The sequence below is a fragment of the Vibrio sp. H11 genome (assembly GCF_004804295.1).
GTDB lineage: Bacteria > Pseudomonadota > Gammaproteobacteria > Enterobacterales > Vibrionaceae > Vibrio > Vibrio ostreae.
On record NZ_SSHN01000008.1, the window covers coordinates 27096 to 53698 of the forward strand.

At 52.9% G+C, this 26603-nt stretch carries 22 protein-coding genes; 17 read left to right on the forward strand and 5 right to left on the reverse strand.

From position 1 onward, the window contains the following. Positions 1–7: 7 nt before the first annotated feature. The 10 genes from E6C74_RS13390 (at position 8) to acpS (ending at position 8769) form a co-directional block, all read left to right on the forward strand. The gene (locus E6C74_RS13390; RefSeq protein ID WP_136486013.1) at positions 8–637 is read left to right on the forward strand and encodes a sigma-E factor negative regulatory protein; all 630 of its coding nucleotides are present in this window, start codon (positions 8–10) and stop codon (positions 635–637) included. Further along, positions 634–1602 carry a sigma-E factor regulatory protein RseB gene (rseB, locus tag E6C74_RS13395; RefSeq protein WP_136486015.1) on the forward strand — a complete coding sequence of 323 codons (969 nt, stop codon included), beginning with the start codon at positions 634–636 and terminating at the stop codon, positions 1600–1602. The genes E6C74_RS13390 and rseB overlap by 4 nt, the downstream gene beginning before the upstream one ends. Further along, positions 1599–2069, forward strand: a complete 471-nt coding sequence (locus E6C74_RS13400) for a SoxR reducing system RseC family protein (protein ID WP_136486017.1) — start codon at positions 1599–1601, stop codon at positions 2067–2069. The genes rseB and E6C74_RS13400 overlap by 4 nt, the downstream gene beginning before the upstream one ends. A 299-nt stretch (positions 2070–2368) precedes the next feature. After that, positions 2369–4162 carry a translation elongation factor 4 gene (lepA, locus tag E6C74_RS13405; protein ID WP_136486019.1) on the forward strand — a complete coding sequence of 598 codons (1794 nt, stop codon included), beginning with the start codon at positions 2369–2371 and terminating at the stop codon, positions 4160–4162. A gap of 93 nt (positions 4163–4255) precedes the next feature. After that, a complete protein-coding gene (lepB, locus tag E6C74_RS13410; protein WP_136486022.1) occupies positions 4256–5152 on the forward strand; it encodes a signal peptidase I in 897 nt (298 codons plus the stop codon). A 35-nt stretch (positions 5153–5187) separates the two neighbouring features. Then, positions 5188–5865, forward strand: coding sequence for a ribonuclease III (gene rnc / locus E6C74_RS13415; RefSeq protein WP_136486024.1), 678 nt, complete (start codon positions 5188–5190; stop codon positions 5863–5865). Continuing rightward, complete coding sequence (era, locus tag E6C74_RS13420; protein WP_136486026.1) at positions 5858–6823, forward strand: GTPase Era; 966 nt, start codon at positions 5858–5860, stop codon at positions 6821–6823. The genes rnc and era overlap by 8 nt, the downstream gene beginning before the upstream one ends. A gap of 100 nt (positions 6824–6923) precedes the next feature. Then, positions 6924–7649 carry a DNA repair protein RecO gene (gene recO, locus E6C74_RS13425; protein WP_136486028.1) on the forward strand — a complete coding sequence of 242 codons (726 nt, stop codon included), beginning with the start codon at positions 6924–6926 and terminating at the stop codon, positions 7647–7649. Beyond that, positions 7646–8377, forward strand: coding sequence for a pyridoxine 5'-phosphate synthase (pdxJ, locus tag E6C74_RS13430; RefSeq protein WP_136486030.1), 732 nt, complete (start codon positions 7646–7648; stop codon positions 8375–8377). The genes recO and pdxJ overlap by 4 nt, the downstream gene beginning before the upstream one ends. A gap of 14 nt (positions 8378–8391) precedes the next feature. After that, entirely contained in the window at positions 8392–8769 is a 378-nt protein-coding gene (acpS, locus tag E6C74_RS13435) for a holo-ACP synthase (protein ID WP_136486032.1), read from the forward strand. 60 nt (positions 8770–8829) lie between these two features. Here acpS and barA read toward each other — a convergent pair whose 3' ends face one another. Further along, the gene (gene barA, locus E6C74_RS13440) at positions 8830–11628 is read right to left on the reverse strand and encodes a two-component sensor histidine kinase BarA (RefSeq protein ID WP_168797027.1); all 2799 of its coding nucleotides are present in this window, start codon (positions 11626–11628) and stop codon (positions 8830–8832) included. 174 nt (positions 11629–11802) lie between these two features. Here barA and rlmD point away from each other — a divergent pair, with 174 nt between their 5' ends. The 5 genes from rlmD to eno all read left to right on the forward strand — a co-directional run bounded on the left by rlmD (position 11803) and on the right by eno (position 19560). Continuing rightward, positions 11803–13125 (forward strand): 23S rRNA (uracil(1939)-C(5))-methyltransferase RlmD, encoded by a 1323-nt coding sequence (gene rlmD, locus E6C74_RS13445; protein WP_136486036.1) that lies wholly within the window; start codon positions 11803–11805, stop codon positions 13123–13125. 62 nt (positions 13126–13187) lie between these two features. After that, a complete protein-coding gene (relA, locus tag E6C74_RS13450) occupies positions 13188–15413 on the forward strand; it encodes a GTP diphosphokinase (protein ID WP_136486038.1) in 2226 nt (741 codons plus the stop codon). A 135-nt stretch (positions 15414–15548) separates the two neighbouring features. Further along, on the forward strand, positions 15549–16358 hold the full coding sequence (gene mazG / locus E6C74_RS13455; RefSeq protein WP_136486040.1) for a nucleoside triphosphate pyrophosphohydrolase: 810 nt from the start codon (positions 15549–15551) through the stop codon (positions 16356–16358). 185 nt (positions 16359–16543) lie between these two features. Beyond that, positions 16544–18181: a CTP synthase gene (locus tag E6C74_RS13460; RefSeq protein ID WP_136486042.1), complete on the forward strand. Its 1638-nt coding sequence runs from the start codon at positions 16544–16546 to the stop codon at positions 18179–18181. Between the two features lie 77 nt (positions 18182–18258). Then, complete coding sequence (gene eno, locus E6C74_RS13465; RefSeq protein WP_136486044.1) at positions 18259–19560, forward strand: phosphopyruvate hydratase; 1302 nt, start codon at positions 18259–18261, stop codon at positions 19558–19560. A gap of 175 nt (positions 19561–19735) precedes the next feature. Here the strand turns inward: eno and E6C74_RS13470 are convergent, their stop codons facing one another. Beyond that, on the reverse strand, positions 19736–20950 hold the full coding sequence (locus E6C74_RS13470; RefSeq protein WP_136486046.1) for a multifunctional CCA addition/repair protein: 1215 nt from the start codon (positions 20948–20950) through the stop codon (positions 19736–19738). 89 nt (positions 20951–21039) lie between these two features. Here E6C74_RS13470 and E6C74_RS13475 point away from each other — a divergent pair, with 89 nt between their 5' ends. Together E6C74_RS13475 and E6C74_RS13480 are read left to right on the forward strand one after the other, a co-directional pair. Continuing rightward, complete coding sequence (locus tag E6C74_RS13475; RefSeq protein WP_136486048.1) at positions 21040–22635, forward strand: ExeA family protein; 1596 nt, start codon at positions 21040–21042, stop codon at positions 22633–22635. Further along, positions 22635–23486, forward strand: coding sequence for a general secretion pathway protein GspB (locus tag E6C74_RS13480; protein ID WP_136486050.1), 852 nt, complete (start codon positions 22635–22637; stop codon positions 23484–23486). The genes E6C74_RS13475 and E6C74_RS13480 overlap by 1 nt, the downstream gene beginning before the upstream one ends. A 94-nt stretch (positions 23487–23580) precedes the next feature. On the opposite strand, the gene E6C74_RS13485 is transcribed toward E6C74_RS13480, so the two are convergent. The 3 genes from E6C74_RS13485 to E6C74_RS13495 all read right to left on the reverse strand — a co-directional run bounded on the left by E6C74_RS13485 (position 23581) and on the right by E6C74_RS13495 (position 26437). Continuing rightward, on the reverse strand, positions 23581–24189 hold the full coding sequence (locus E6C74_RS13485) for a TIGR04211 family SH3 domain-containing protein (protein WP_136486053.1): 609 nt from the start codon (positions 24187–24189) through the stop codon (positions 23581–23583). 164 nt (positions 24190–24353) lie between these two features. Beyond that, positions 24354–25613 carry an inorganic phosphate transporter gene (locus tag E6C74_RS13490; protein WP_136486055.1) on the reverse strand — a complete coding sequence of 420 codons (1260 nt, stop codon included), beginning with the start codon at positions 25611–25613 and terminating at the stop codon, positions 24354–24356. Positions 25614–25756: 143 nt separating this feature from the next. Next, a complete protein-coding gene (locus E6C74_RS13495; RefSeq protein WP_168797028.1) occupies positions 25757–26437 on the reverse strand; it encodes a TIGR00153 family protein in 681 nt (226 codons plus the stop codon). Positions 26438–26603 lie beyond the last annotated feature (166 nt).

Below are 26603 nucleotides of genomic sequence, written 5' to 3' on the forward strand. Positions count from 1 at the left end.
GAAAAGAATGGCTGACAAAGAAAAACTTTCAGCGCTCATGGATGGAGAGCTGGTCGATAAGCTGCTAATTCAGGAATTAGCCAGCGACAAGGACAGTCTCGATACGTGGAAGAATTACCACCTGATTGGTGATGTAATGCGTGGCGAGGCACCTGAGCGACCAGAGTGGAATATCGCTGAAAGGGTTGCCTTGGCGTTGGAAAACGAACCTGCGCACACCCTGCATCACGCTGCTCATGCCAATGTTACCCAGCTTGACCAAGTCCGGATCGAAGAACAGCCGCAGCCGAAACAGGCGCGTCGTCAGCTTCCGGGCTGGTTGTCCCAGTTTGGTCAGGTCGCAGTGGCGGCTTGTGTCTCTTTAGCGGTAATCATTGGTGTACAGCAATATGGCGGCAGCGACAGCGCAGGCGCGCAGGATCAGCAGTTGCCTGTCCTGCAGACCATCCCGTTTTCCGGCAGTGCTGAGCCAGTAAGTCTGACCCGTGACTCAATGGAAAGACACAGTTCGGAAGCGAATGTGCAGGAACAGCGCCGTCGTGTGAATGCGTTGCTGCAAGACTATGAACTTCAATTAAGATTGAATAGTGAGAGCCTGAGCGCTCAACCAGATTCAGTTGAACCGGTAGTTGAATGAAAAAACTTCTGATCAGTGCTCTGGCGCTGTTCAGCTTGAGTGCATCGCCAGTCTTTGCTGAGGATTCCTCAGCAAAGACTTTGTTGCATCAGATGAACGAAGCCAGTCAGCACCTCAATTACGAGCTGTCCTATATCCTGATTAAGAAAAACAGCATTGAACCTTTGCTGTATCGCCATGCGCGGGAAAAAGACAATCAGCAACTGGCCCATTTGGTTTACCTCAGCGGGCCGGTGCGTGAAGTGATCCGGCGTGGTAATGAGGTCAGTTATGTCGAGCCGGGCGTAGAACCCTTTACCATTGAATCTGGTAACATGGTCGCGCCGACCATTCCGATGCTCAACAGTGATGTGGCTGAGATCAGCCAGTATTACGATTTTGTCAAAGTCGGCCGCGCACGTGAAGCCGGTACGGCATGTCAGGTACTGCGCGTAGTGCCGAAAGACGGGCTGCGTTACTCGTACGTGTTATGGGTCGATGAAAATAGTCACCTGCCGCTGCGCGCCGATTTGGTCGATCGTGACGGAGAAGTACTGGAACAGTACCGCACGATTTCTTATTCTATCAGCGACCAGTTGGTGGAGATGATGTCCGGCCTGAATAAGGTGCAGTTACCTGAGGTGCTGTCGCTGCCGAAAGGTAACATTGAGGATACTTTCTGGTCTGTTGGCTGGACACCGGAAGGGTTTAAACCTCTCGAGCTTAACCGCTACCGCATGGCCATTACCGAGCGGGTCGTGGAAAGCCAGATGTTCTCAGATGGTCTGTTCAGCTTCTCGGTGTACGTCTCGGACAGTGACAACTTCTCCCTCAAGGGACAATTGGTTCGTCAGGGCCGGCGCACACTGCACAGTTTTGTGAAAGGTAACAACGAAATTTCGGTTGTGGGTGATATCCCGCCGGATACTGCCAAGCGTATTGCGCAGTCTGTGACCTTTAAGGCCCATGAGGAAGCCAAACCATGATGACCGCACTTGCTACCGTGACCGATGTGCACAGCCAGCGAAATGGCTACCACATTGCGCTCAGTTGTGAACAAAAAACCAGTTGCAGCAGCTGCGCGTCAGCCAAAAGCTGCGGCACGGGAATTGTGTCCAAAGCGGTTGGCAAAAAGTCGCTGTTGTGGCAGCTCGATACCGAGCAAAAAGTCACACCGGGTCAGGTGGTGGAAATCGGTTTTCCGGAAAAAAGTCTGCTTCAGTCGGCGGCACTGGTTTATCTGCTGCCTCTGGTCATGATGATCCTGGGTGCCTGGCTTGGTGATGCCTGGCTGGCGCCTGCGCTCGGTGCGGGAGAAGGCGTGACGATTGCCTGCTCGGCACTGTTTATCGGTGTTGGGATTGCTCTTGCCAAGCGCTGGTCGGTGAATCTGGAACGGCGCAGTGCGCAGGAAGTGATCTTGGTCCGGGTTCTGGGCGAGCCGATTGCTTAGTCGGTTAGCAATTTTGGGTCGGTTAGCAATTTTGGGCCGGTTAGCTGCTTTTGGCCGGCCAGCGACCTTGGTCCGTAAACAACCTTGGTCTGTTCACAACCTTGCCTCAGCGGGGCTCACTTTGCTTGGCTGGCTTGCGACTATACCTGACTTAGCCTGCCGGGCTCGCGTTCATCTCATCCCAATTTATGATGCGAACCCCAACGAAATTGGGTAGAATCGGCCAACTTGAATGAAATGCCGCCAGCTGCGGTATTTCTTATGTCCTAATTTGCAAAGAGTTTAGTCATCCCAAACCTATGAAGCACATTCGTAACTTTTCGATTATCGCCCACATTGACCATGGCAAATCGACCCTGTCTGACCGTTTGATCCAAGTGTGTGGTGGATTAACCGACCGTGAAATGGCCGAGCAAGTTCTGGATTCCATGGACCTTGAACGTGAGCGTGGCATCACCATCAAAGCGCAGAGTGTGACTCTCGACTACAAAGCAAAAGATGGCGAAACCTATCAACTGAACTTTATCGACACTCCGGGGCACGTTGACTTCTCGTATGAAGTCTCGCGTTCACTGGCCGCCTGTGAAGGTGCGCTGCTGGTGGTCGATGCCGGTCAGGGTGTCGAAGCCCAGACTCTGGCTAACTGTTACACCGCGATTGAGATGGATCTGGAAGTTGTCCCCATCCTGAACAAAATCGACCTGCCGGCGGCAGAGCCTGAGCGTGTAGCCGAAGAGATTGAAGACATCGTCGGTATCGATGCTATCGATGCGGTGCGCTGTTCGGCCAAAACCGGCCTCGGCGTTGACGATGTGCTGGAAAAAATCGTCTCTGATATTCCGGCGCCAGTCGGCGACCCGGATGCACCACTGCAAGCTTTGATCATTGACTCCTGGTTCGATAACTACCTGGGCGTGGTTTCTCTGGTCCGGATTAAAAACGGCAAGCTGAAGAAAAACGACAAGATCAAAGTGATGAGTACCGGCCAGGTATGGGGCGTTGACCGTCTCGGGATCTTTACTCCGAAACAAGTCGACGGCACTGAACTGGAAACCGGTGAAGTGGGCTGGGTGGTGTGCGGTATTAAAGACATCCTCGGCGCGCCAGTCGGTGATACGCTGACGCTGGCCAAAAACGGCTGTGAAAAAGCCCTGCCAGGCTTTAAGAAAGTCAAACCTCAGGTTTACGCGGGTCTGTTCCCGGTATCTTCTGATGATTATGAAGCATTTCGTGATGCGCTGGGCAAACTGAGCCTGAATGACGCGTCACTGTTCTACGAGCCAGAAACGTCTGCGGCACTGGGCTTTGGTTTCCGTTGTGGCTTCCTTGGTATGCTGCACATGGAGATCATCCAGGAGCGTCTTGAGCGCGAGTACGATCTGGATCTGATCACCACCGCACCGACGGTAGTGTATGAAGTACTGAAAACCGACAACGAGATCATGTACGTTGACAGCCCGGCGAAACTGCCTGCTATCAATGATATCGAAGAAATTCGTGAGCCGATTGCCCGTTGTAACATCCTGGTACCGACAGAATACCTGGGTAACGTGATTACCCTGTGTGTGGAAAAACGCGGTACACAGGTCGACATGGTGTATCACGGTAATCAGGTCGCCCTGACTTACGATGTCCCTATGGCTGAAGTGGTCCTGGACTTCTTCGATCGTCTGAAATCGACTTCGCGCGGTTATGCGTCTCTGGATTACGGCTTCCAGCGCTTTGAAGCGTCAAGCATGGTTCGGGTTGACGTGTTGCTCAACGGCGACAAAGTAGACGCGCTGGCGATCATCACTCACAAAGATCAGTCCCAGACCCGTGGTCGTCTGCTGGTTGAGAAGATGAAAGAGTTCATTCCGCGCCAGATGTTTGATATCGCGATTCAGGCAGCGATCGGTAACCACATCATCGCCCGTTCAACCGTGAAACAGCTACGTAAGAACGTACTGGCGAAGTGTTACGGTGGTGACGTGAGTCGTAAGAAGAAGCTGTTGAAGAAACAGAAAGAAGGTAAGAAACGCATGAAGCAAATCGGTAACGTTGAGCTGCCGCAAGAAGCGTTCCTGGCCATTCTGCACGTTGGCAAAGACTAAACCTCGTCAGGGGATGTCTGGTAGATTGCATTAACTCTCAAGTGAAAGGGTCCCGGCTCTTTCACTTTCGTATTTTTTAGATAAGGGAAGTCAATGGCGAATACATTTTCACTCATTCTGGTCATCGTCACGCTTGTGACCGGTGTCATCTGGGCACTGGAGAAGTGGCTATGGGCGAAGAAACGGCACGCGAAAGTGGCGCAGCTGCAAAGTGAAACCAATGGTATTGATGCCAGTCTGACTGCCAAAATCCATCCGCAGCCATGGTGGGTAGAGAACTCGGTTTCTATCTTCCCGGTTATCGCTTTTGTCCTGGTGTTGCGCTCATTTATTTTTGAACCGTTTCAGATCCCGTCCGGTTCTATGATGCCAACCCTGCTGGTCGGCGATTTTATCCTGGTTGAGAAGTATGCCTACGGCCTGAAAGATCCGGTCTGGCGTACTCAGCTGCTGGAAACCGGCAAACCAGAGCGTGGCGATGTGGTGGTATTTAAATATCCGAAAAATCCGAGCATTGATTACATCAAGCGTGTGGTTGGTATGCCGGGCGATACGGTACGTTACAGCAGCACCAAAGAGGTGTGTATCCAGCCGCAGGGTCAGTCGCAATGTAAGCCGGTCAAGTTGTCGAACGTGGTGGAAAGTGAATTTATTCAGAATAATGTACCGCTGATCAAGCTCGACGAGCAGTTGGGTGACGTACAGCACAACATTCTGATTAACCCGCTGCGCATTGATAACGTCAACGAATATGAACCGCGTCACGGCGTGAATGAGTGGGTGGTTCCGCAGGGGCACTATTTTGTTATGGGTGATAACCGTGACAACAGTGCTGACAGCCGTTACTGGGGCTTTGTGCCAGAGCAGAACTTAGTCGGTAAAGCGGTGGCAATCTGGATCAGTTTTGAGTTCGAACGCTCAGCTGACAGTGTATTACCAGCGTGGATCCCAACCGGTGTGCGTTTTAATCGCATCGGAGCTATTAACTAGGTCGGCGCGCGCCGGCCACAACACATCGAGAGAGCATGAATTCTCCAATTAGTAGATTAGAAACTAAGCTCGGGTATCAGTTTAATGATCCCGAGTTTATCGCCCTGGCGCTGACTCACCGCAGCGCCAACGGTAAACACAATGAACGTCTTGAGTTTCTGGGCGATTCAATTTTAAGTTTTGTCATTGCTGACGATCTTTACCATCGTTTCCCGAAAGTAAACGAAGGCGACATGAGCCGTATGCGTGCCACTCTGGTGCGTGGTAATACGCTGGCAGAACTGGGTCGTGAATTCGACTTAGGAGATTACTTAAAATTAGGTCCAGGCGAGTTGAAGAGTGGCGGTTTCCGTCGTGATTCAATTCTGGCCGATGCCGTAGAAGCCATCATAGGCGCGATTTACCTCGATAGTGATATCGAAGTTGTGCGCGGTATTGTGCTGAGCTGGTATCAGTCGCGCCTGGACGCCATCAAACCGGGGGTTTCACAGAAAGACCCGAAAACGCGTCTGCAAGAGTTCCTGCAGGGCAGAAGAAAACCGCTGCCTGTCTACACAGTGACTAATATTAAAGGTGAAGCACACAACCAGGAGTTTACTGTGGCGTGTGACGTAGCAGGCATCGGACAGCCTGTGATCGGTAAAGGAACCAGCCGCCGCAAGGCAGAACAAGCGGCTGCGGAAACGGCACTAGAGCAATTAAGCAATGGCTGAGCAAGAATTTGATATTGATGCGTTCTTCGCATCCAGTGGTGAGCCAACCAGTTCACCAGACAACCAACACTGTGGCTTTATCGCCATCGTTGGCCGCCCGAACGTGGGCAAATCGACCCTGCTGAATAACCTGCTGGGCCAGAAGATTTCTATCACGTCGCGTAAGCCGCAGACGACGCGTCACCGTATCATGGGTGTTGAGACGGAAGGTGACTACCAGGCGATTTTCGTTGACACGCCGGGGCTGCACATCGAAGAGAAACGCGCCATCAACCGCCTGATGAACCGTGCTGCCAGCAGCTCACTGAGTGACGTGAACCTGGTGCTGTTTGTGGTGGAAGGGACGCACTGGACTGACGATGACGAAATGGTACTGACCAAGCTGAGAAATGCTAATTTCCCAGTGGTGCTGTGTGTCAATAAAGTCGATAACGTCAAAGACCGTAATGAAGTGATGCTGCACATGCAGGAGCTGTCTAAGCTGATGGATTTTGTTGATGTGGTGCCGATTTCGGCTAAGCACAGTAAAAACATTGATGTGCTGCGCAAACATGTGCGCGCGCACCTGCCAAAAGCGGTACACCACTTCCCGGAAGAGTATGTGACCGACCGTTCACAGCGTTTCATGGCATCAGAGATCATTCGTGAGAAACTGATGCGCTTTACCGGTGACGAACTGCCGTATTCGGTCACGGTGGAAATCGAACGTTTCGATTACAACCCGGACAACGACGGTTTCCATATCAACGCCCTGATCCTGGTCGAACGTATCGGTCAGAAGAAAATGGTGATTGGTAACAAGGGTGAAAAGATCAAAACCATCGGCCGTGAAGCCCGCCTCGATATGGAAGAGCTGTTCGGACGTAAGGTGTATCTGGAAACCTGGGTGAAAGTCAAATCCGGCTGGGCCGACGATGAACGTGCGCTGCGTTCACTCGGTTACATCGACGACCTGTAATCGTTTCTGCACTGGCTCCTTTGGGAGCCAGTGTGCTCTTATCCCGTCTTATTCATAAGCTCCCGCGCATCTGTTCGCGCTTTCAGAGGGTTGACCACCAATGTCAGAGGGTTTACAACGCTGTTTTGTCCTTCATCGACGTCCTTACAGTGAGTCGAGCCTGATTCTGGATGTGTTCAGCGAAGAATATGGTCGCCTGACCCTGATCGCCAAAGGCGCGCGCAGCAAACGTTCCAATCTAAAAGGTGCGCTGCAGCCGTTTACTCCCTTACTGCTCAAATGGTCCGGCAACAGCTCGATGAAAACCCTGCGCCAGGCCGAAGCCATCAGTCTTGGCCTGCCGCTGCATGGTATCCATCTCTATTCAGCCATGTATGTTAACGAGCTGATCGGGCGAGTATTGGCGCCGGAAGTGCCGTTTCCCGGCCTGTTCCATGACTATCTACTGGTCCTGACTGAGCTGGCACAGAGTGACAATCCCGAGCCGGCGCTGCGCCGCTTTGAACTCGCCTTGTTGCCCAATATGGGCTACGGCGTCGATTTCCTGCATTGCGCCGGTAGCGGTGAGCCGGTCGACCCAGATATGACTTATCGTTATCGTGAGCAAAAAGGCTTTATTGCTTCGGTGCGGCGCGATAATCTGACTTTTGCCGGTAATGAGCTGATTGCCATCAGTGAACGGCGCTTTACCACCAAAGAGCAGCTGCAGGCGGCAAAACGCTTTACACGCATTGCCTTAAAGCCGTATCTTGGCGGCAAACCTTTAAAAAGCCGGGAGTTGTTTCGGCAAGTCCTTCAACCCAGAGCACGGAGTATAGGAAAATGAGCTCAATTCTTTTAGGTGTGAATATCGACCACGTGGCCACTTTGCGTAACGCGCGCGGCACCAAGTATCCGGATCCTGTCCATGCCGCCGAGATCGCAGAGCGCGCTGGCGCTGATGGCATCACCATTCACCTGCGAGAAGATCGTCGCCATATCCTTGACCGTGATGTACGCATTCTGCGTGAAACGATTCAGACCCGTATGAACCTGGAGATGGCCGTCACAGATGAAATGGTTGAAATTGCGCTGCAAACCCAGCCGGAGTTTGTCTGTCTGGTGCCGGAGAAGCGGGAAGAGCTGACCACAGAAGGTGGCCTGAACGTTGTGGGTCAGCTGGAAAAAGTCAAAGCCGCGACTCACAAGTTGAGCCAGGCAGGAATTAAAGTGTCGCTGTTTATCGATGCTGATCGCGAACAGATTGATGCCGCAAAAGCCTGTGGCGCGCCGTTTATCGAGCTGCACACCGGCCATTATGCCGATGCTGAAAACGAAGCTGAGCAGCAGAGTGAACTGAAGAAAATCGCAGCAGCAGCGAGCTATGCTGCCGATCAGGGCATCACGGTGAATGCCGGTCACGGTCTGACTTACCACAACGTAGCCGCGATCGCTGCGATCCCGGAAATTTATGAACTCAACATCGGTCACTCGATCATCGGGCGTGCGGTGTTTGATGGCCTGGCAAAAGCTGTCGCGGATATGAAAGCCGTGATGGAAGCGGCACGCCGTTAATTCCGGTATTTAGCATGATTGTTGGTTTAGGGACTGATATTGCGGAAATCGCGCGCATCGAGCAGGTGTTGGCCCGCAGCGGGACGGCATTTGCGGCGCGCATTCTGACGCCGCAGGAGCTGGCGTTGTTCGCGGCGCGCAAACAGCAGGGCCGTTTTCTCGCTAAGCGTTTTGCCGCCAAAGAAGCCGCATCAAAAGCGCTCGGTACCGGGATTGCTGGCGGGGTCAGTTTTCAGGATTTCATCATCAGTAATGATGAGCTGGGTAAACCTGTGCTGAGCCTGCAGGGTAAAGCCGCCGAGCTGGCTGCAGGCGCAGGTGTCACCGCGCTGCATCTGTCGATTTCTGATGAACGTCATTACGCGGTGGCGACCGTTATTCTTGAATCCTGAGCTGAACGCGGCTGAGCGGTGAATAAAAAGAGGTGCCTTTGTGGCACCTCTTTTTATTTGTTAGCCCTGCTGCAGATACGGCTGGGCAGTGACAATCACTTTTTCCATCTCGTCCTGCAACTCGAACAGCTCGGGTTCGACGTCACTGATGCTGGCACCGGAGCGCAGAGTCTGTTCCAGCGTCGCACATACTTTCTTGAGGCGTGGCACGCCGCTGTAGGAGCAACTGCCGTGCAGTTTGTGCACGTGATGCAACAGGTCGGCAATCGGGTACTCGTCATCCTGCAACGCCATATCGATCACCTGGTTGATTTCCGGAATCGAGTCAACCAGCATGCCTAACATCTCACGCGCCAGATCTTCTTTGTTGGCGGCTTGTTTGAGCGCGGCCTGCCAGTCGACAATGATGTTATTGTGCTGCGGTTCGCCTGTGGCAGGCTGAGTCACCTGTTCAAACGCTGTCGGATCCGGCAGATCGAGCTTATGTACGTTTTGCAGTAGTGAATCCGGGCTCCAGTGCACCAGCACCTGCTGCAGGATATGTTCCTCAATCGGTTTGGTCAGGTAGTCGTCCATGCCCGCTTTGAGCAGGCGATCACGCTCACCAGGCATGGCATGCGCAGTGACTGCGATGACAGGTGTGGTCTGGTTGAGCTCAATTTTTTTGATCTCTTTACACGCGGTGACCCCGTCCATGTGCGGCATCTGAATGTCCATCAGGATAATATCGAAATGACGCTGGCGCGCCTGGTCAATGGCACTCTGGCCATTATCACAGGCGACCACACTGTCGACCCGCTCCTGCAGCAGGGCGGTGATCAGTTTCAGGTTGGCCGGGTTATCATCGACCGCCATCACGGTCAGCGGCAGCTTGTCTTCATGCACTACCGGCAATGGCAGCGGTGCTTCAATGACGGCAGGCTGATGGGCAATCAGGGTCTGCAGCAGTTTCTTACGCGACAGCGGCTTGGTAATACATTGCACCGGATACTGCTTCATCAGTTGATCGGCCAGCGCCAGCTCGGTACTCGGTGTCCCTATGATCACGTGGGACGTCATCGCCGTGGCACGTTGTACCCACTGATGAACCAGTTCCAGATTGGTCTCTGTGCTTGGTGACAGGTTGAGCAGGACATAGTCGAAATGATCCGACTCTTCCGGCATGGCTGAGCGGTAGGTCACCGCAACTCCGGCCTGAACCAGTTGTTGCTGCACAATCGAGGCGGCCTGCATGTTCGGCTCGACCAGCAGCAGCTGTTTGGTGCTCAGCACTTGCGGATCCAGCCAGTCGCTCATCGGCATATCCGTGATGTGCAGGCGCAGGGTGAACCAGAAGGTGGACCCCTGGTGCAGACGACTGGTGAGACTGATCTCGCCGCCCATCTGGCTGACCAGCTTCTGGGTGATGACCAGCCCCAGGCCGGTACCGCCATAACGACGTGAAATGCTGGCGTCAGCCTGACTGAACGCCTGGAACAGCTGGGCCTGCTGGCGCTCGGAAATACCGATACCGGTATCGCGCACCATAAACTGCAGCTCGACCAGATCGTCACGCTGAGAGCGCATCTCGACGCTGATATCGATATTGCCGCGCTCGGTAAATTTGATGGAGTTACCGACCAGGTTGGTCAGGACCTGCTGGATCCGCAGCGGGTCACCGACCAGACCGGCCGGGATCTTCGGATCCACTTTGAGGGTGATTTCCAGCCCTTTTTCATGGGCGCTGGTGGCCTGCAGGTTGACCACTTCTTCCAGAGTTTCCTGGAACTCGAACGGAATGTTCTCCAGGGCCAGTTTACCGGCTTCCAGTTTGGAGAAGTCGAGAATGTCGTTGATGATTTTCAGCAGGTTGTTGGCCGATTTCTCAATCGTTTGCAAGTAGTCAGCCTGGCTGTTGGTGAGCTGGGTTTTCAGCATCTGACGGGTAAAGCCGATCACGCCGTTGAGCGGGGTACGCAGTTCATGGGACATATTGGCCAGGAACTCAGACTTGACCCGCGCCGCTTCCTGGGCGCGTTTTTTGGCGATATCCAGTTCGACGTTCTGGATTTCGAGCTGCTCCAGGGTTTCGCGCAGGTCCGACGTTGCCTGGTCGATACTGTGCTGCATCTCGACATGGTATTCCGACAGCGACACGGCCATCGCGTTGATGCCTTTTTTCAGCGAATCGAGTTCGCCGTGCATGGTGCCTTCAATCCGCACATCGAGGTGACCGCGGCGGATACGGTCGACCATGTTTTTCATATGCGTGATTGGCCGGGTGACGTCATGCATCAGGCGGAATGCGAATACTCCGGACAGGATCAGGCCCATGATCAGCACCAGACAGGCCGAAAAAATTTCCTGATACTGCTGCAGTCGCAATGAGGAGAGATCGAGCTCAATCGCGATATAGCCAAGCACTGGTGTGGACTGGGCGTTGAGCGAATCTTCCACCAGGCGGCTTTCGGCCAGAATTGGCGTTCGCAGGATCAGGGTGTTGTCGTCCAGTTCCGCACTGCTCAGCACCGGGATCGGTTCATTTTTCGGATACATCAGCGCTTCGAAATTGGGATGAAAGTTGGAGGTGACAAACAGTTCATGCCGGGCATCAAACACGGCAATACTGCGCACAAACTTAGAGTTTTTGCGATGGGCATAGCTGATGATGCGGCGCACCGATTCGCGGCTCTGGTTTTTCAGCGCCTCTTCACTGGCGATCGCCAGCGGTTCGATGATGCTGGCACCGGCATTTTGTACCTGGGTCTCCAAATCGTGATAACGGTTAAAGGAGAATAATGCGCTGAGCAGCAGCCCGATTATCAGCGTCGGGGCTAAAGTAAGAGTAATTACGCGCGCACGTAAGCCATATCTGGTCATTATTGTCTAAACATCGTGGTGTGGATATGGGAAAATACCCGGCAAACATGATTGGCGGATTTTTCAGAATAGCGGTTAGCTTAATTCAAGTACGGCAGCTTCGACAATCTTCCCCGGGCAGAATAGTGATTCCGGGGTAAAAACCTTCTTATAAATCACACTTGGGCACAGAGCATGGCACGTTTTTTCCAACCGAAGAAAAAGACCACACTTAATCAGAAACATCAGGCGGTCAGTGTGACTAAGCTGGATCACCAGGGCGCAGGGATCGCTTTTCAGGATAACAAGCCGGTGTTTATCGACGGGGCTTTGCCGGGGGAAGAGGTGCTGATGCAGCTCACGGAGAGCAAAAGTAAATTTGCCCGGGCCAAGCTGATTAAAGTGCTTAAACCGAGTGGTGAGCGGGTGGAGCCTTTCTGCCCGCACTATGGCGAATGCGGCGGCTGCGATTTGCAGCATCTGGCGCACAGCGCGCAAATTGAACATAAACAGCAAGCGCTGAGTCAACTGATGGCAAAGTTTGCCGGTCAGACCCTTGCACTCTCCGCGCCGGTTTGTTGTGATGATCAGGGCTACCGCCGCCGTGCGCGCCTCAGCCTGCTGTGGGCTAAAAAGTCCTCCCAGCTGCAGTTTGGTTTCCGCCGCAAACAGAGCAAAAATATTGTCACTGTCACTGACTGTGCAGTGCTTGAGCCGAGCCTGAATGCTCTGCTGCCTGAACTGAAAACCCTGTTGAGTGATTTTGCCCGCCCGGATCAGCTCGGTCACGTTGAACTGGTGAAAGGTGACAACACCCGCGTGCTGGTGCTGCGTCATCTTGCGCCACTGACGAAGGCCGATATGGCTGCGTTGAGCGGCTTTGCCGAGCAGCACGCTCTGACCCTGTATCTGATGCCGGCCAGTGATGAGCTGAATCTGATCTGCGGCCCTGAGGCTGAATATCTCGAAGCCGGGGTGACAATTCCGTTCTTACCGAGTCATTTTATTCAAGTCAACCAGCAGGTTAACCAGGCGATGGTCAAGCAGGCGCTGAGCTGGCTGGATGTGCAGCCGCAAGACCGGGTGCTGGATCTGTTCTGTGGTCTGGGCAACTTCAGCCTGCCGCTGGCCAAGCTTGCCAAAGAAGTGGTCGGGGTTGAAGGTGTGGATGATATGGTGCGTCATGCGCAGAGTAATGCCGCACGCAACCAGATTAGTAATACTGACTTTTATCAGGCTAATTTGGAACAAGATATGACGAATGAGGCGTGGGCAGGGGAAAAATTTGCTAAAGTACTGCTCGACCCGGCACGAGCGGGGGCTGCCGGCATTGTCGAACAGTTGGCCCGACTTGGCGCCCAGCGTGTGGTTTACGTCTCGTGTAATCCTGCTACGCTTGCTCGTGACAGTCAAAGCTTGCTGAGTCAGGGATACCAGTTGGTGAAGCTGGGCATGCTGGATATGTTTCCGCATACCAGTCACCTCGAATCCATGGCTTTGTTTGTAAAAAATCGGTAAGTGGTGTTCTTGCAATAGCGTCAGAACACCCGACCACAAAATATAACTATTAGGATAATCTCATGGTTGCGGTACGTAGCGCACACTTAAACCCAGACGAACAGTTTGAGCTAGAAAAATGGATTTCTAGTTTACAACAAGAGCCCAAAACAGCGGCCAGACTGACCGAAGTGTATCGCCAGTGCGAACACTTGCTGGTGGGTAATCCGCGCGGGCATCTGCTGTTGTGGCGTGGTCGCGAAATGATCGAAATACTGAGCACGCTGTCGATGGACCGACCGACGCTGATAGCGGCTCTGTTATTCCCTATCGCGACCAGCGGCTTACTGGATCGCGAAGAGCTGGAAGAGCATGCCGGTAAAGAGATCGTCAAGCTGATTCACGGTGTGGAAGAGATGGCGGCGATTGGCCAGCTCAATATCACCATGCAAGGCAGTGAGGCTTCGGCCCAGGTCGATAACGTGCGGCGCATGTTGCTGGCTATGGTGGATGACTTCCGCTGCGTGGTCATCAAGCTGGCTGAACGTATCTGCAACCTGCGGGAAGTGAAAGATCAGCCGGACGAGGTGCGCCGCACCGCCGCAAAAGAGTGTGCCAATATCTACGCACCGCTGGCCAACCGGTTGGGTATCGGTCAGCTGAAGTGGGAAATTGAAGACTACGCTTTCCGCTACCAGCAACCGGATACCTATAAGCAGATTGCGAAACAGCTTTCTGAGCGCCGCATCGTGCGTGAGCAGTATATCCGTGATTTCGTTGATGACCTGCGTCAGGAGATGAAAGCGTCCAGCATCAACGCCGAAGTGAGCGGTCGTCCTAAACATATCTACAGCATCTGGCGCAAGATGCAGAAGAAAAACCTGGCGTTTGATGAACTGTTTGATGTACGCGCGGTGCGCATCATCGCCGACAAACTGCAGGACTGCTACGCCGCACTGGGCGTGGTGCACACTAAATACAAACACCTGCCGAGCGAGTTTGATGACTATGTCGCCAACCCGAAACCGAATGGCTACCAGTCGATCCACACGGTGATTTTGGGCCCGGAAGGCAAAACCATCGAAATCCAGATCCGTACCAAGCAGATGCACGAAGAGTCAGAGCTTGGCGTGGCGGCACACTGGAAATACAAAGAAGGCAGCGGCGGTGGTCGCAGCGGCTACGATGAGAAAATCACCTGGCTGCGTAAGCTGCTTGACTGGCAGGAAGAGATGTCCGATTCCGGTGAAATGCTGGATGAACTGCGCAGTCAGGTGTTTGATGATCGCGTGTACGCCTTTACTCCGCGTGGTGATGTGGTCGATCTGCCGATGGGAGCCACTCCGCTCGATTTTGCTTACCACATTCACTCGGAAGTGGGCCATCGCTGCATCGGTGCCAAAGTGGCTGGTCGTATTGTGCCGTTTACCCATAAACTGCACATGGGCGATCAGGTGGAAATCATCACGGCCAAAGAGCCGAACCCGTCCCGTGACTGGCTGAACCCGTCACTGGGCTTTGTCCACTCCGGCCGAGCGCGGGCGAAGATCAACGCCTGGTTCCGTAAGCAGAGCCGCGAGAAGAACCTCGAAGCCGGGCGCGAGATCCTCGAGACCGAACTGGCCAAGATCGGTGCGACCTTAAAAGATGCTGAAGCCTATGCGCTGAAACGTTTTAACGTCAACACGGCGGATGAGCTGTACGTCGGGGTTGGCAGCGGTGACCTGCGGATTAACCAGATTGTTAACCACATTAATGCGCTGGTAAACAAACCGACCGCGGAAGAAGAAGACAAGCTGGCGCTGGAAAAACTACAGGTTGGGGAAAGCAAAGTCGCTCACGCTCACCATCGCCCGCATAAAGATGCCGTCGTGGTGGAAGGGGTCGATAACCTGATGACCCATCTGGCTCGGTGCTGTCAGCCGATCCCGGGCGATGTCATCAAGGGATATATCACCCAGGGGCGCGGTATTTCCGTGCACCGCAGTGATTGTGAGCAGCTCGAAGAGCTCAGCCATCACGCCCCGGAGCGCATCATAGATACGGTATGGGGGCGCGGCTTTGTCGGCACTTATTACCTAACTCTGCGCGTTGAAGCGATGGAGCGCAGCGGTCTTTTGAAAGACATCACGACCTTGCTGACCAACGAGAAAGTGAAAGTGACCACCATGAAAAGCCGCAGCGATTATAAGCGTCAGATGGTGGTGATGGACTTTGAGCTCGAACTGAACAGTGTTGAAGTGCTGGATCGGGTGTCGAAGCGGATTGAACAGATCAAAGATGTGATGCTGGTGAAACGCCTCGGCTAGCAGGCTGATGAGATAAATCAGTTTCAGACATTGAAGGCGAGTGGTGATGCTGCTCGCCTTTATTATTTGGTCAGGGAAATAGTTGGTCAAGGAAATCGTTGATCAGGAAAATATTTTATCAAGGAAATGCCTCATATGAGCCATCCAATCGAACAGCTTGAACGTATCATGGCCAGCCTGCGCGATCCGCACAGTGGCTGCCCGTGGGATAAGGAACAGACTTTTGACAGTGTTGTGCCGCACACCATTGAAGAGACTTTTGAAGTGGTGGATGCGATTCACCAGCAGGACTGGCCCAACCTCAAAGAAGAGCTGGGCGATCTGCTGTTTCAGGTGATTTTTTACAGCCAGCTCGCCAAAGAGCAGGGCTTGTTTGAGTTTCATGACGTGGTGGACGGTGTGAACGAAAAGCTGACCCGCCGCCATCCGCATGTGTTCGGCGATGCCAGCTTCACGACAGAACAAGAGCTGAATGCCAACTGGGACGCGCAGAAAGCGCAGGAAAAAGCCCGGGCGGGCAAAAGTGAGCAAAGTATTCTAGACTCAATACCACAATCGCTGCCGGCCCTGTCTCAGGCCAATAAAATTCAGAAAAAATGCGCCAAATATGGCTTTGACTGGCCGACGCTCGGTCCGGTGGTGGCCAAGGTGCATGAAGAGATTGATGAAGTGATGGCGGAAGCGCTGCATGTCGATATTGATGAGCAGAAAGTGGAAGAAGAGCTGGGCGATCTGCTGTTTGCTACCGTCAATCTGGTGCGCCATTTGGGTAAGGATCCGGAAGTGGCTCTGCGCAAAGCCAACCATAAGTTTGTGCGCCGTTTTAAGGGCGTAGAAGCTCAGGTGGCCGGGCAGGGGAAACAGCTGCAACAGTGTTCACTGCAAGAGCTGGACGCGATGTGGGATGAAGTAAAAAAGCAGGAAAAAACGACTGACGGGCGATGATTCAGTCAATTTACAGCGAGGAAATTGCCACGAAACGAAATCCTGTTCAGTCAGTTTGATTTGAAGCAAAAAATAAAAAACTGAGTGTGATAGATTTCACGTTGTGGCGATAAATGGGTTCTGGTATAGTTTCGTCCCGTCCAGAAGAAATCCATTTCCCTCATTCAACCAATTTCAGGTTAAACATGACGACAAATTATATTTTTGTTACTGGCGGGGTTGTATCCTCTCTAGGTAAAGGTATTGCGGCAGCATCCCTTGCGGCGATTTTAGAAGCTCGTGGTCTTAAAGTGACCATGATGAAGCTTGACCCTTACATCAACGTTGACCCAGGCACAATGAGCCCAACTCAACACGGTGAAGTGTTCGTCACGGAAGATGGCGCAGAAACTGACCTAGACCTTGGTCACTACGAACGTTTTATTCGTACCAAAATGACCAAGCGCAATAACTTCACCGCAGGTCGTGTTTACGCCGACGTTCTTCGTAAAGAACGCCGTGGCGACTACCTGGGTGCAACCATTCAGGTTATCCCTCATATTACTAACGCGATTAAAGATCGTGTGATTGCCGGCTCTGAAGGCCACGATGTTGCGATCGTCGAGGTAGGCGGTACCGTTGGTGATATCGAATCGCTGCCATTCATGGAAGCGATCCGTCAGCTGGCGATCGAAGTGGGTCGTGAACACGCGATGTTCATGCACCTGACTCTGGTTCCTTACCTGGCAGCGGCTGGCGAAGTGAAAACCAAGCCGACCCAACACTCTGTGAAAGAACTTCTGTCGATTGGTATCCAGCCAGACATTCTGGTGTGCCGCAGCGATCGCATGATCCCGGCCAACGAGCGTAAGAAGATTGCTCTGTTCTGTAACGTATCAGAAAAAGCCGTTATCTCAATGAAGGACGTAGATTCGATCTACAAGATCCCTCAGCTGATCCGTGCTCAGGGGCTGGATGATCTGGTTTGTAACCGTTTCGGTATCAATGCACCGGAAGCTGACCTGTCTGAATGGGAACAGGTGATTTACGAAGAAGCAAATCCGACTGACGAAGTCACCATCGGTATGGTAGGTAAATACACTGAGCTGCCAGATGCGTACAAGTCTGTTAACGAAGCGCTTAAGCACGCCGGTCTGAAGAACCGTCTGAGCGTCAGCATCAAATACGTTGATTCACAAGACATCGAAACCAAAGGTGTTGAGATCCTGGAAGGCCTTGACGCTATCCTGGTACCAGGTGGTTTCGGTGACCGTGGTATTGAAGGCAAGATCCGTGCGGCGCAGTACGCACGTGAAAACGAAATTCCGTACCTGGGCATCTGTCTGGGTATGCAGGTTGCACTGATCGAATACGCGCGTAACGTTGCGGGTATGGAAGGTGCACACTCGACCGAATTTAACCAAGACACCAAATACCCAGTGGTTGGCCTGATCACTGAATGGGTAGACAGCGAAGGTAACGTCGAAGAGCGTACTGAAGCGTCAGATTTGGGTGGTACGATGCGTCTGGGTTCACAACTGTGTCACCTGGCGGAAGGTTCTAAAGCGTACGAGATGTACGGTAGCGCGACGATTCACGAACGTCACCGTCACCGTTACGAAGTGAACAACAACCTTCGTCCACAAATTGAAAAAGCAGGTCTGAAAGTGTCTGGCTTGTCTGCGGACAAGAAACTGGTAGAAGTAATTGAGAACCCGGCGCACCCATGGTTCGTTGCGGCTCAGTTCCACCCAGAATTCACCTCAACGCCTCGCGATGGTCACCCATTGTTTGAAGGCTTTGTAAAAGCTGCAGGTCAGTTCCAGCGCGGTGAATTGAAGTAAAAGGATACGGGTAGCGGCGTAAGTTGTGCGGCTACCCTTTTAGTTTTGACATTTAAATTCAATGAGAGGAAACATTAATGTCTAAGATCGTTAAAGTTCTAGGTCGTGAAATCATCGACTCACGTGGTAACCCAACTGTTGAAGCTGAAGTACACCTGGAAGGCGGTTTCGTAGGTATGGCAGCTGCTCCATCTGGTGCATCTACTGGTTCTCGTGAAGCTCTTGAGCTACGTGATGGCGACAAATCTCGTTTCCTGGGTAAAGGCGTTCTTAAAGCAGTTGGCGCAGTAAACGGCGCAATCGCTGACGCACTAGTTGGTAAAGATGCTAAAGATCAAGCAGCTATCGACCAAGTGATGATCGACCTGGACGGCACTGAAAACAAATCTAACTTCGGTGCGAACGCTATCCTGGCTGTTTCTCTGGCGAACGCGAAAGCAGCTGCTGCAGCGAAAGGCATGCCTCTGTACGAGCACATCGCTGAACTGAACGGCACTCCTGGTCAATTCTCTATGCCTCTGCCTATGATGAACATCATCAACGGTGGTGAGCACGCAGACAACAACGTTGATATCCAAGAATTCATGATTCAACCAGTTGGCGCGAAAACTCTGAAAGAAGCACTGCGTATCGGTGCTGAAGTGTTCCACAACCTGGCTAAAGTACTGAAAGCTAAAGGTCTGAACACTGCAGTTGGTGATGAAGGCGGTTTCGCTCCTAACCTGGAGTCTAACGCAGCAGCACTAGCAGCAATCAAAGAAGCGGTTGAGCAAGCGGGCTACGTTCTGGGTAAAGACGTGACTCTGGCTATGGACTGTGCAGCTTCTGAGTTCTACAACAAAGAACAAGGTATCTACGACCTGAAAGGCGAAGGTAAAACCTTCACTTCAGAAGAGTTCTCTAAGTACCTGGAAAGCCTGGTTGCAGAATACCCAATCGTTTCTATCGAAGACGGTCTGGACGAGTCTGACTGGGACGGCTTCAAGTTCCAAACTGAACTGCTGGGCGGCAAAATCCAGCTGGTTGGTGACGATCTGTTCGTAACTAACACTAAGATCCTAAAAGAAGGTATCGAGAAAGGCGTAGCGAACTCTATCCTGATCAAGTTCAACCAGATCGGTTCTCTGACTGAAACTCTGGCTGCTATCAAGATGGCTAAAGATGCAGGCTACACTGCCGTTATCTCTCACCGCAGCGGTGAAACTGAAGATGCCACTATCGCTGACCTGGCGGTAGGTACTGCAGCAGGCCAAATCAAAACTGGTTCTATGAGCCGTTCTGACCGCGTTGCTAAGTACAACCAACTGATCCGTATCGAAGAAGCGCTGGGTGAACGTGCTCCTTTCAACGGTCTGAAAGAAGTGAAAGGCCAAGCTTAATCTTAAGCTGAGCTCAAACGCTTAATAAAGCCCCGCATTGCGGGGCTTTTTGCGTTGTATGGGGTGGTTATTCTTGGTTGAGAGCAAGACAAGAGAGCGATTGTGCGGCATTAGCAAATAAGTCTGCCGATCACGCTACCCAACCGCTCGATACCAGAGCTGACCTTAACGCTGGTCAGCCGGCATTCTGGATCGCATCCACCCGGCGTTTATCTAATTCTTCGCGAATCGCCGGTCCTTTAAAGCCACTTTGAATCACCTGCTGCACATCCACCGCTTTGGCGGCCACATAGGCGCGCAGTAAAATATCGCGCTGCGGATACGGTTTGTCTTCCAGTCCGAGACGGCCGCGATGATCCGCTTCACAGCACAGCAACACCTCATCCAGGCGATCCGGTTTACGCCAGACGTCGAGACGATTGAAAATTTTCAGTTTAGTCGCGGCTTTGAGCTCGGCGGCACGATGGACATTGGAGTGCTGGGCACATACCGCCAGCGCCAGATCGCGGTAGTCGTTCGGCACCCTTACCCGGGCACATAACTGCTCGATCAGTTTCAGGCCGGTGTGACAATGCAGCTTATGGCTCGGCCACTCTTTTTGTGGTGTCACCCCTTTACCCAAATCATGCACCTGAGCGGCAAAGCGCACCGGCAACGCTTCTGACAGACGTGCTGCCTGCTCGGCGACCATCAGGGTATGAACACCGGTATCAATTTCCGGATGCCATTTTTCCGGTTGCGGCACGCCAAACAGGGCATCGAGTTCCGGCAGTACCACAGCCAGAGCTCCGCAGTCACGCAGTACCTGAAGAAAGACCTGCGGGTTTTGGGTCGACAGGGATTTATGCCACTCCTGCCACACCCGCTCCGGAGTCAGGTGACTGAGCTCACCGCTGGCGCTGATGGTCTGCATCAAAGCCAGTGTCTCGGGCGCCACCTGAAAACCAAGGTGAGCCAGTTTGGCCGCAAAGCGAGCCACGCGCAACACGCGCAGCGGATCCTCGACAAACGCCGCTGAGACATGCCGCAGCAGGCGCTGCTCAATATCGCGCTGGCCGCCATAGGGATCAATGATGGTGCCGTCTGTATCCTGAGCCATGGCATTAATGGTCAGATCGCGGCGCTGCAGATCCTCTTCCAGCGTCACATCCGGCGCATAGTGGCAGGCAAAACCGGTATAGCCGCGGCCGGTTTTACGTTCGGTACGCGCCAGCGCATGTTCTTGTTTGGTCCGCGGATGCAGAAAGACCGGGAAGTCTTTGCCGACCGCCTGAAACCCGGCTTGTTGCATTTGTTGCGGGCTGCTGCCCACCACCACCCAGTCTTTGTCATATACTGGAAGCTGAAGCAGCTGATCGCGGACAGCGCCGCCAACGAGATAAATTTGCACCACCAGACCTCAATATTTACGTTTATTGCGTTGGATAATCATAGTCATAATGATACTTTGCGCCTAACCACATTCAAAGAGACGACATCATGTATCCAGAATTTTTTGGCCTGATCGAACATCCTTTTTCCATCGTGCCTAATTCTCGGTATCTGTACCTCAGCCAGCGCCATAAAGAGGCCATGGCTCATCTGCAGTCAGGGCTGGGGGATGGCGGTGGTTTTGCCATGCTGACCGGTGAAGTGGGGACGGGCAAAACCACAGTCGCGAAGGCGATTCTGGCCGGCTTACCCGCCCATACCCGGGCCGGATTTATTCTCAACCCGACCTTCTCAGAGCGTGAACTGCTGGAAGCCATTTGTGATGAATTTGCTATTCAGTATCCGGCTCAGGCGACGCTGAAACAGCTCAGCCAGGTGTTGTATCAGTTTCTGCTCAATGAATATGCCAACGGCATTCAGGTTCTGCTGGTGATTGATGAGGCGCAGCACTTGGCACCGGATGTGCTGGAGCAGTTGCGCCTGCTCACTAACCTGGAGACCGAGAGCCGTAAGCTGCTTAAAGTACTGCTGATTGGCCAGCCAGAGCTGCAGTTTAAATTGCAACTGCCGCAGTTGCGCCAGCTCGCGCAGCGTATCACCGGGCGCTATCATCTGCTGCCACTCGATGAGAGTGAAACGGCGCACTACATTCGTTTTCGCCTCCAGCAGGCCGGAGGGGACGGTAATCTGTTTTCGGCGCGCGGGGCGAAATGGATAGCCCAGCAAACCCATGGTATTCCGCGTCTGATTAACCTCGCCTGCGATGCGGCATTAAAGAATGCCTACCAGGCTGGCGAGCGCAATATCAATCTGGAGCGGGTCAAACAGGCCTGTACCCAGGTGATGAGTTTCCAGTCGACCGTTTACCAGCCGCAGAGTGCACCTCAGGCGCGCCGTTTCCCTCTCGCTGGTGTGATGTCAGCTCTGGTCGGTATCGGGGCCGCGGCCGCGATTGCTTACTGGCTGCCGCCACTGATTAGCCAGCAGATAGAGCAGCAGTGGCCGTTACCGGCACCTGCTGAGGCCGCTCAGCAGGCCGTTTTTCCACAGACAGTTGAAGATGCGTTACGCCAGTCCACAGACCGTGAGCAGGCGGTGAGAGCGTTATATGCAGTGTGGGGTTATGAAGCATCGGTGATCGAAAGTTTCTGTCAACGCTCGGCGTCTTCACTACTGGAATGTGAGCAGAATATGGGCGACTGGAGCACTCTGGAGCAGCTCGATTTGCCGGTGGTGCTGACCTTAAGTCTGCGCGGTTTGCGCACTTATGCCGTGCTGTATCATCTGCAGGGCCAGCAGGTTGATCTGCTTATCAATCAGCAGCGCGTGCGCCTGGATCGCAAATGGATTGAGCCGCTGTGGCAGGGCGAATATCGGGTGGTGTGGCAGCCGTCTTTCTATCAGACGCTGCGCAGCGGGATGCGCGGCGATGATATCACCTTACTGGACCAGAAGTTATCTCGCCTGCTCGGCGAGCCGCAGCGCCGCAATGTGGTACTGTTTGATAAAGAGGTAAAACGCAAAGTGGAAGTATTTCAGCGCTGGCAAAATATGCAGGTGGACGGGATTGCCGGACGACAGACTCTGCGTCAGCTTGATTTGATGACGCAGCAGGACGGGCCGCGGCTGATGGAGGCGCAGTAATGTCACAAGTGATGAAAGCGCTACAGCGCTCAGAGGCCAGCCATCAGCAATACAGCGCCCAGGCCGCGCAGATGATGTTGCCGGATACCGCCCATCGGCAGCGTGGTTTTCGCTGGTATCATGCTTTGTGGCTGCTGGTACCGGGCATTGTCACTGCTGTGGTGGTCGCGGTGCAGAGTTATCAGCATCAGCAGGCGCGAATCGCGGCGCTTGGGGATATCGGCCCAAGTGTGGTCCAGGTGCCAGCCAGTGTCGAACAGCTTGATTATCCGGATTTCGGTCCGCTGGCACGCAGCCAAGTTGAAGTGCCCGAGTTTGACCAATCAGCCGCTGACGAACTGATGGCAAGTGAGTCCGTAGGAGCCAATCAGCCGGCAGAGGCTGTGCCGGTTGCCTTAGCGTCTGCTGCTAATCAGGTTCCGCTTGCCAGCAATAGTCGTCGTCTGACTGCGGCGCAAAGTGAGGCTGAGATGGACCGTCAGAACCAGCAGGCGCTGCGTTCACTCGACCTCAGTCAGTTATCGCCGCAGATGGCAGCACGGGTTGAATCGGTTCTGCAGCAGGACGACACAGCCGCAGCGCAGCAAAACGAGCATCATGACGAAGATGCGATTGCCCTGGTTCAGCACAGCAATGAGTTCAGTGGTTATCTGCCGGCGATGAACTTCCAGACTCATGTTTATGCCAGTAACGCGGTTAAACGCTGGATTAAAGTCAACGGGGTGGAATATCAGGAAGGGGATAAGATTTTCGATAATGTACAGCTGGTGGCGATTAAGCCGCAAAGCACGATTATCCTGTTTGGCCAGCAACCCATAGAGATCCCGGCACTGTACGACTGGCGCGGTTGATGGCGCGCCTATACCAACAGTATAAAAATACACGGTCAAGATAAAAAAACGGTCACTGCAGAGTGACCGTTTTTTTATCTCATGATGTTGGCACTTAAGCCCAGCCAGCCGGGTTGCGTTTACGGCGCGGAATAATGTGTGGCAGGATAAGACCCAGCAGCAGGCCGATACCAGCGACACCACCACCGTACATAAAGTACTTCAGCAGCAGGTCTTCTTTCTGGGTATCCAGTTTGGCGCGCAGTTCACGGACTTCGCTCTGCGAGGTGGTCAGCTGTTTGCTGATGTCGCTGTAGTTCTTTTCCAGCTCCGCAATTTGTTTATTGCGAATTTCCAGTGAATCGACCAGGCCGGCTTTTTCACTGTCGGCGGTCTGACGTGCGTTAGCCAGCTTGCTTTTCACTTCAGTCAGCTCTTTTTCCAGCTGAGGCAGGCGAACTGCCATACTGACATCACGAGTAATAAAGCGGCTTTCTACCCAGCCGGTACGTCCACGCTCGTCGACGATTTGGCTGAACTCAGTCTCTTTATTCTGGCTAACTAATTTCACTTTCTCACCGGCATCGACACTACCGATAATTCGATACTGGTTACTAGGACCTGAATGCATGTAGGTAAATAGTTTGTCCGCGATATAGCGGTCTTGTGCAAACGTTGGTGCGGCCAACATGGAAAATAGCACCATGCAGATCAGTTTTTTCACGGTAAATCCCTTGTTATGACGAGTTTGGCGTGGGTAGCCATTGTGTTTAACTGTCGATAGTAAGAATTTTCATTAAGCGGTGCAACAAAGAAGGGAGGCAAAGCCTCCCTTTCTGTGCGTTTGAGTCAATAATGACAAAGCGCTTACAAACGTCTGACTGGCGTTTAGCCGAACACGCCCTGAATCGCGTAGAAGAAGACGACTGCCAGCAGGGCGCCTGCCGGTAGCGTTACGATCCAAGATGCCACAATGTTGCGAACCACACCCAGGTTCAGAGCAGCGATACCACGGGCAAAACCGACCCCGAGAACTGCACCCACCAGAGTCTGAGTGGTTGAGATAGGTAAGCCGGTACCTGAAGCCAGAACCACAGTCGAAGCGGTTGCCAGCTGTGCGGCAAAGCCGCGGCTAGGAGTCAGTTCTGTGATGCCTGTTCCCACAGTTGCCATCACTTTATGGCCCAGAGTTGCCAGACCCACCACGATACCAAAACCACCCAGCGGTAGAATCCACCATGCAATCGTGCTTTTCGCCCCCACTTCACCCAGGCTGGTGACGGTGGTGACTACCGCAGATAGTGGACCAATCGCGTTGGCGACATCGTTAGAGCCGTGCGCGAATGCCATCGCACAGGCAGTGATAACCATCAGAACGCTGAAGATACTCTCTACGCCGGCAAAACTATGGTCGTCATCACGGTTGGCAAAGCGTTTCTTGATGTAAAAATAGCCGCCGACCATGACGATAGCCGAAACCGCCGCCGCAGATAACCAGGCTTCAGTGCCGGTCAGGTGCAGGCCAACGTGTTTGAGGCCCTTTTTGATGGTCACCAGTGCAATCACCATAGTAGTGATAAACATGTATACCGGCACAAAACGTTTCGCATTAATCAGCGGATCTTCGGTATCGAAAATCAGGCGTTGGGCGCTGACAAAAATAATATAAGCAAACACCCCGGCGATAATCGGTGTAATGATCCAGCTACCGACAATGCCTTGCACTGAGTGCCAGTCAACCGCTTCTGTACCCACAGACACACAGGCAAAACCAATGATGGCACCGATAATTGAGTGGGTGGTGGATACTGGCCAGCCCATGTACGAGGCAAGCAGCAGCCAGGTACCGGCGGCCAGCAGTGCTGACATCATGCCGTAGACCAGAACTTCTGGCTGACTGGCAAACAGAGAAGTTTCGATAACGCCTTTACGGATCGTTTCGGTCACTTCACCACCCGCCAGGTACGCACCGGCGAATTCAAAGATCATCGCGATAATGATGGCTTGTTTTACCGTTAGCGCTTTGGAGCCAACGGAGGTGCCCATTGCATTCGCAACGTCATTTGCACCAATACCTATCGCCATTAAAAAACCGAAGATCGCCGCAACAATAATCAGGATAGTGCCGTAGTTCGCAAGGATATCCATCGTAATACCTAGTTGTTTATAACAAGCGGAGCGGATTCGAATCGCGCTTTTCAGGCACGAGTTGACCCCTTCAGCGAGGAAATACTCTACGCCTAATCCATGGTGTTCGAATACTGCTCTTAGTTATGTGTTTACTTTATGATTTAAGAACGAGATAGCATCAGTTCCAGACGAGCGCCTACACGCTGAGCCTGGTCGGCGATGCCGCCTACCCATTCAAAGATTTTGTACAAGAACATGACATCGATAGGGTTCATACCAGATTCGAGCGCGAGCAGTTGCTGACGCAGACGGATCTGCATGGCATCGGTATCATCTTCAATCACATCCAGTTGGTGGATCATTTCAGCCACTAGCGTGACTTCACGGCCTTTAAAGCCGGTTTCCAACAACTCATCGAGCTCATTGATGACCTTTTGTGCCTGGTTTGCAGCATCAAGACAGCGGCGCACGTAAGCAATAAAGTTTTCTTGAAGAGGCTCTGGAATTTGGAGTTGACGACCGTAGACACGGCCTGCGATGTCCTTCGCAAGGTTGGCCAGTTTGTCTTGTTGAGTCAAAAGCTCCAGCATGTCGGTACGATCGACAGGCAAAAACAAACCGCGAGGAAGTTTAAGGCGAATTTCGCGTTTTAACACATCAGCTTCTTTCTCAAGATGAGAAATCTGTGCACGGATTTCACCGGCTTTCTCCCAGTCACCTTTCGCACAAACTTCGAAGAAGTTGACCAGATGAGAGCAGCATTCATTCACACACACGACGTGGCGTTGCAAAGGCTTAATAGGGGACTTTGCAAATAACCCCATGATTGTATTTAGTGGCATGGTCATTCAACCTAATAGCTATAACCTATAAAGAACATACACCATTGTATGGCGAAATGTTGAACGTTGGCTATAAAGGCGCGCATGGTAACCCATTAAGTTATGCATTTAAACTGTTTTAGATCATGTGATGGCGGATATTTGTCACTTGCTCAGTCGCCGATTA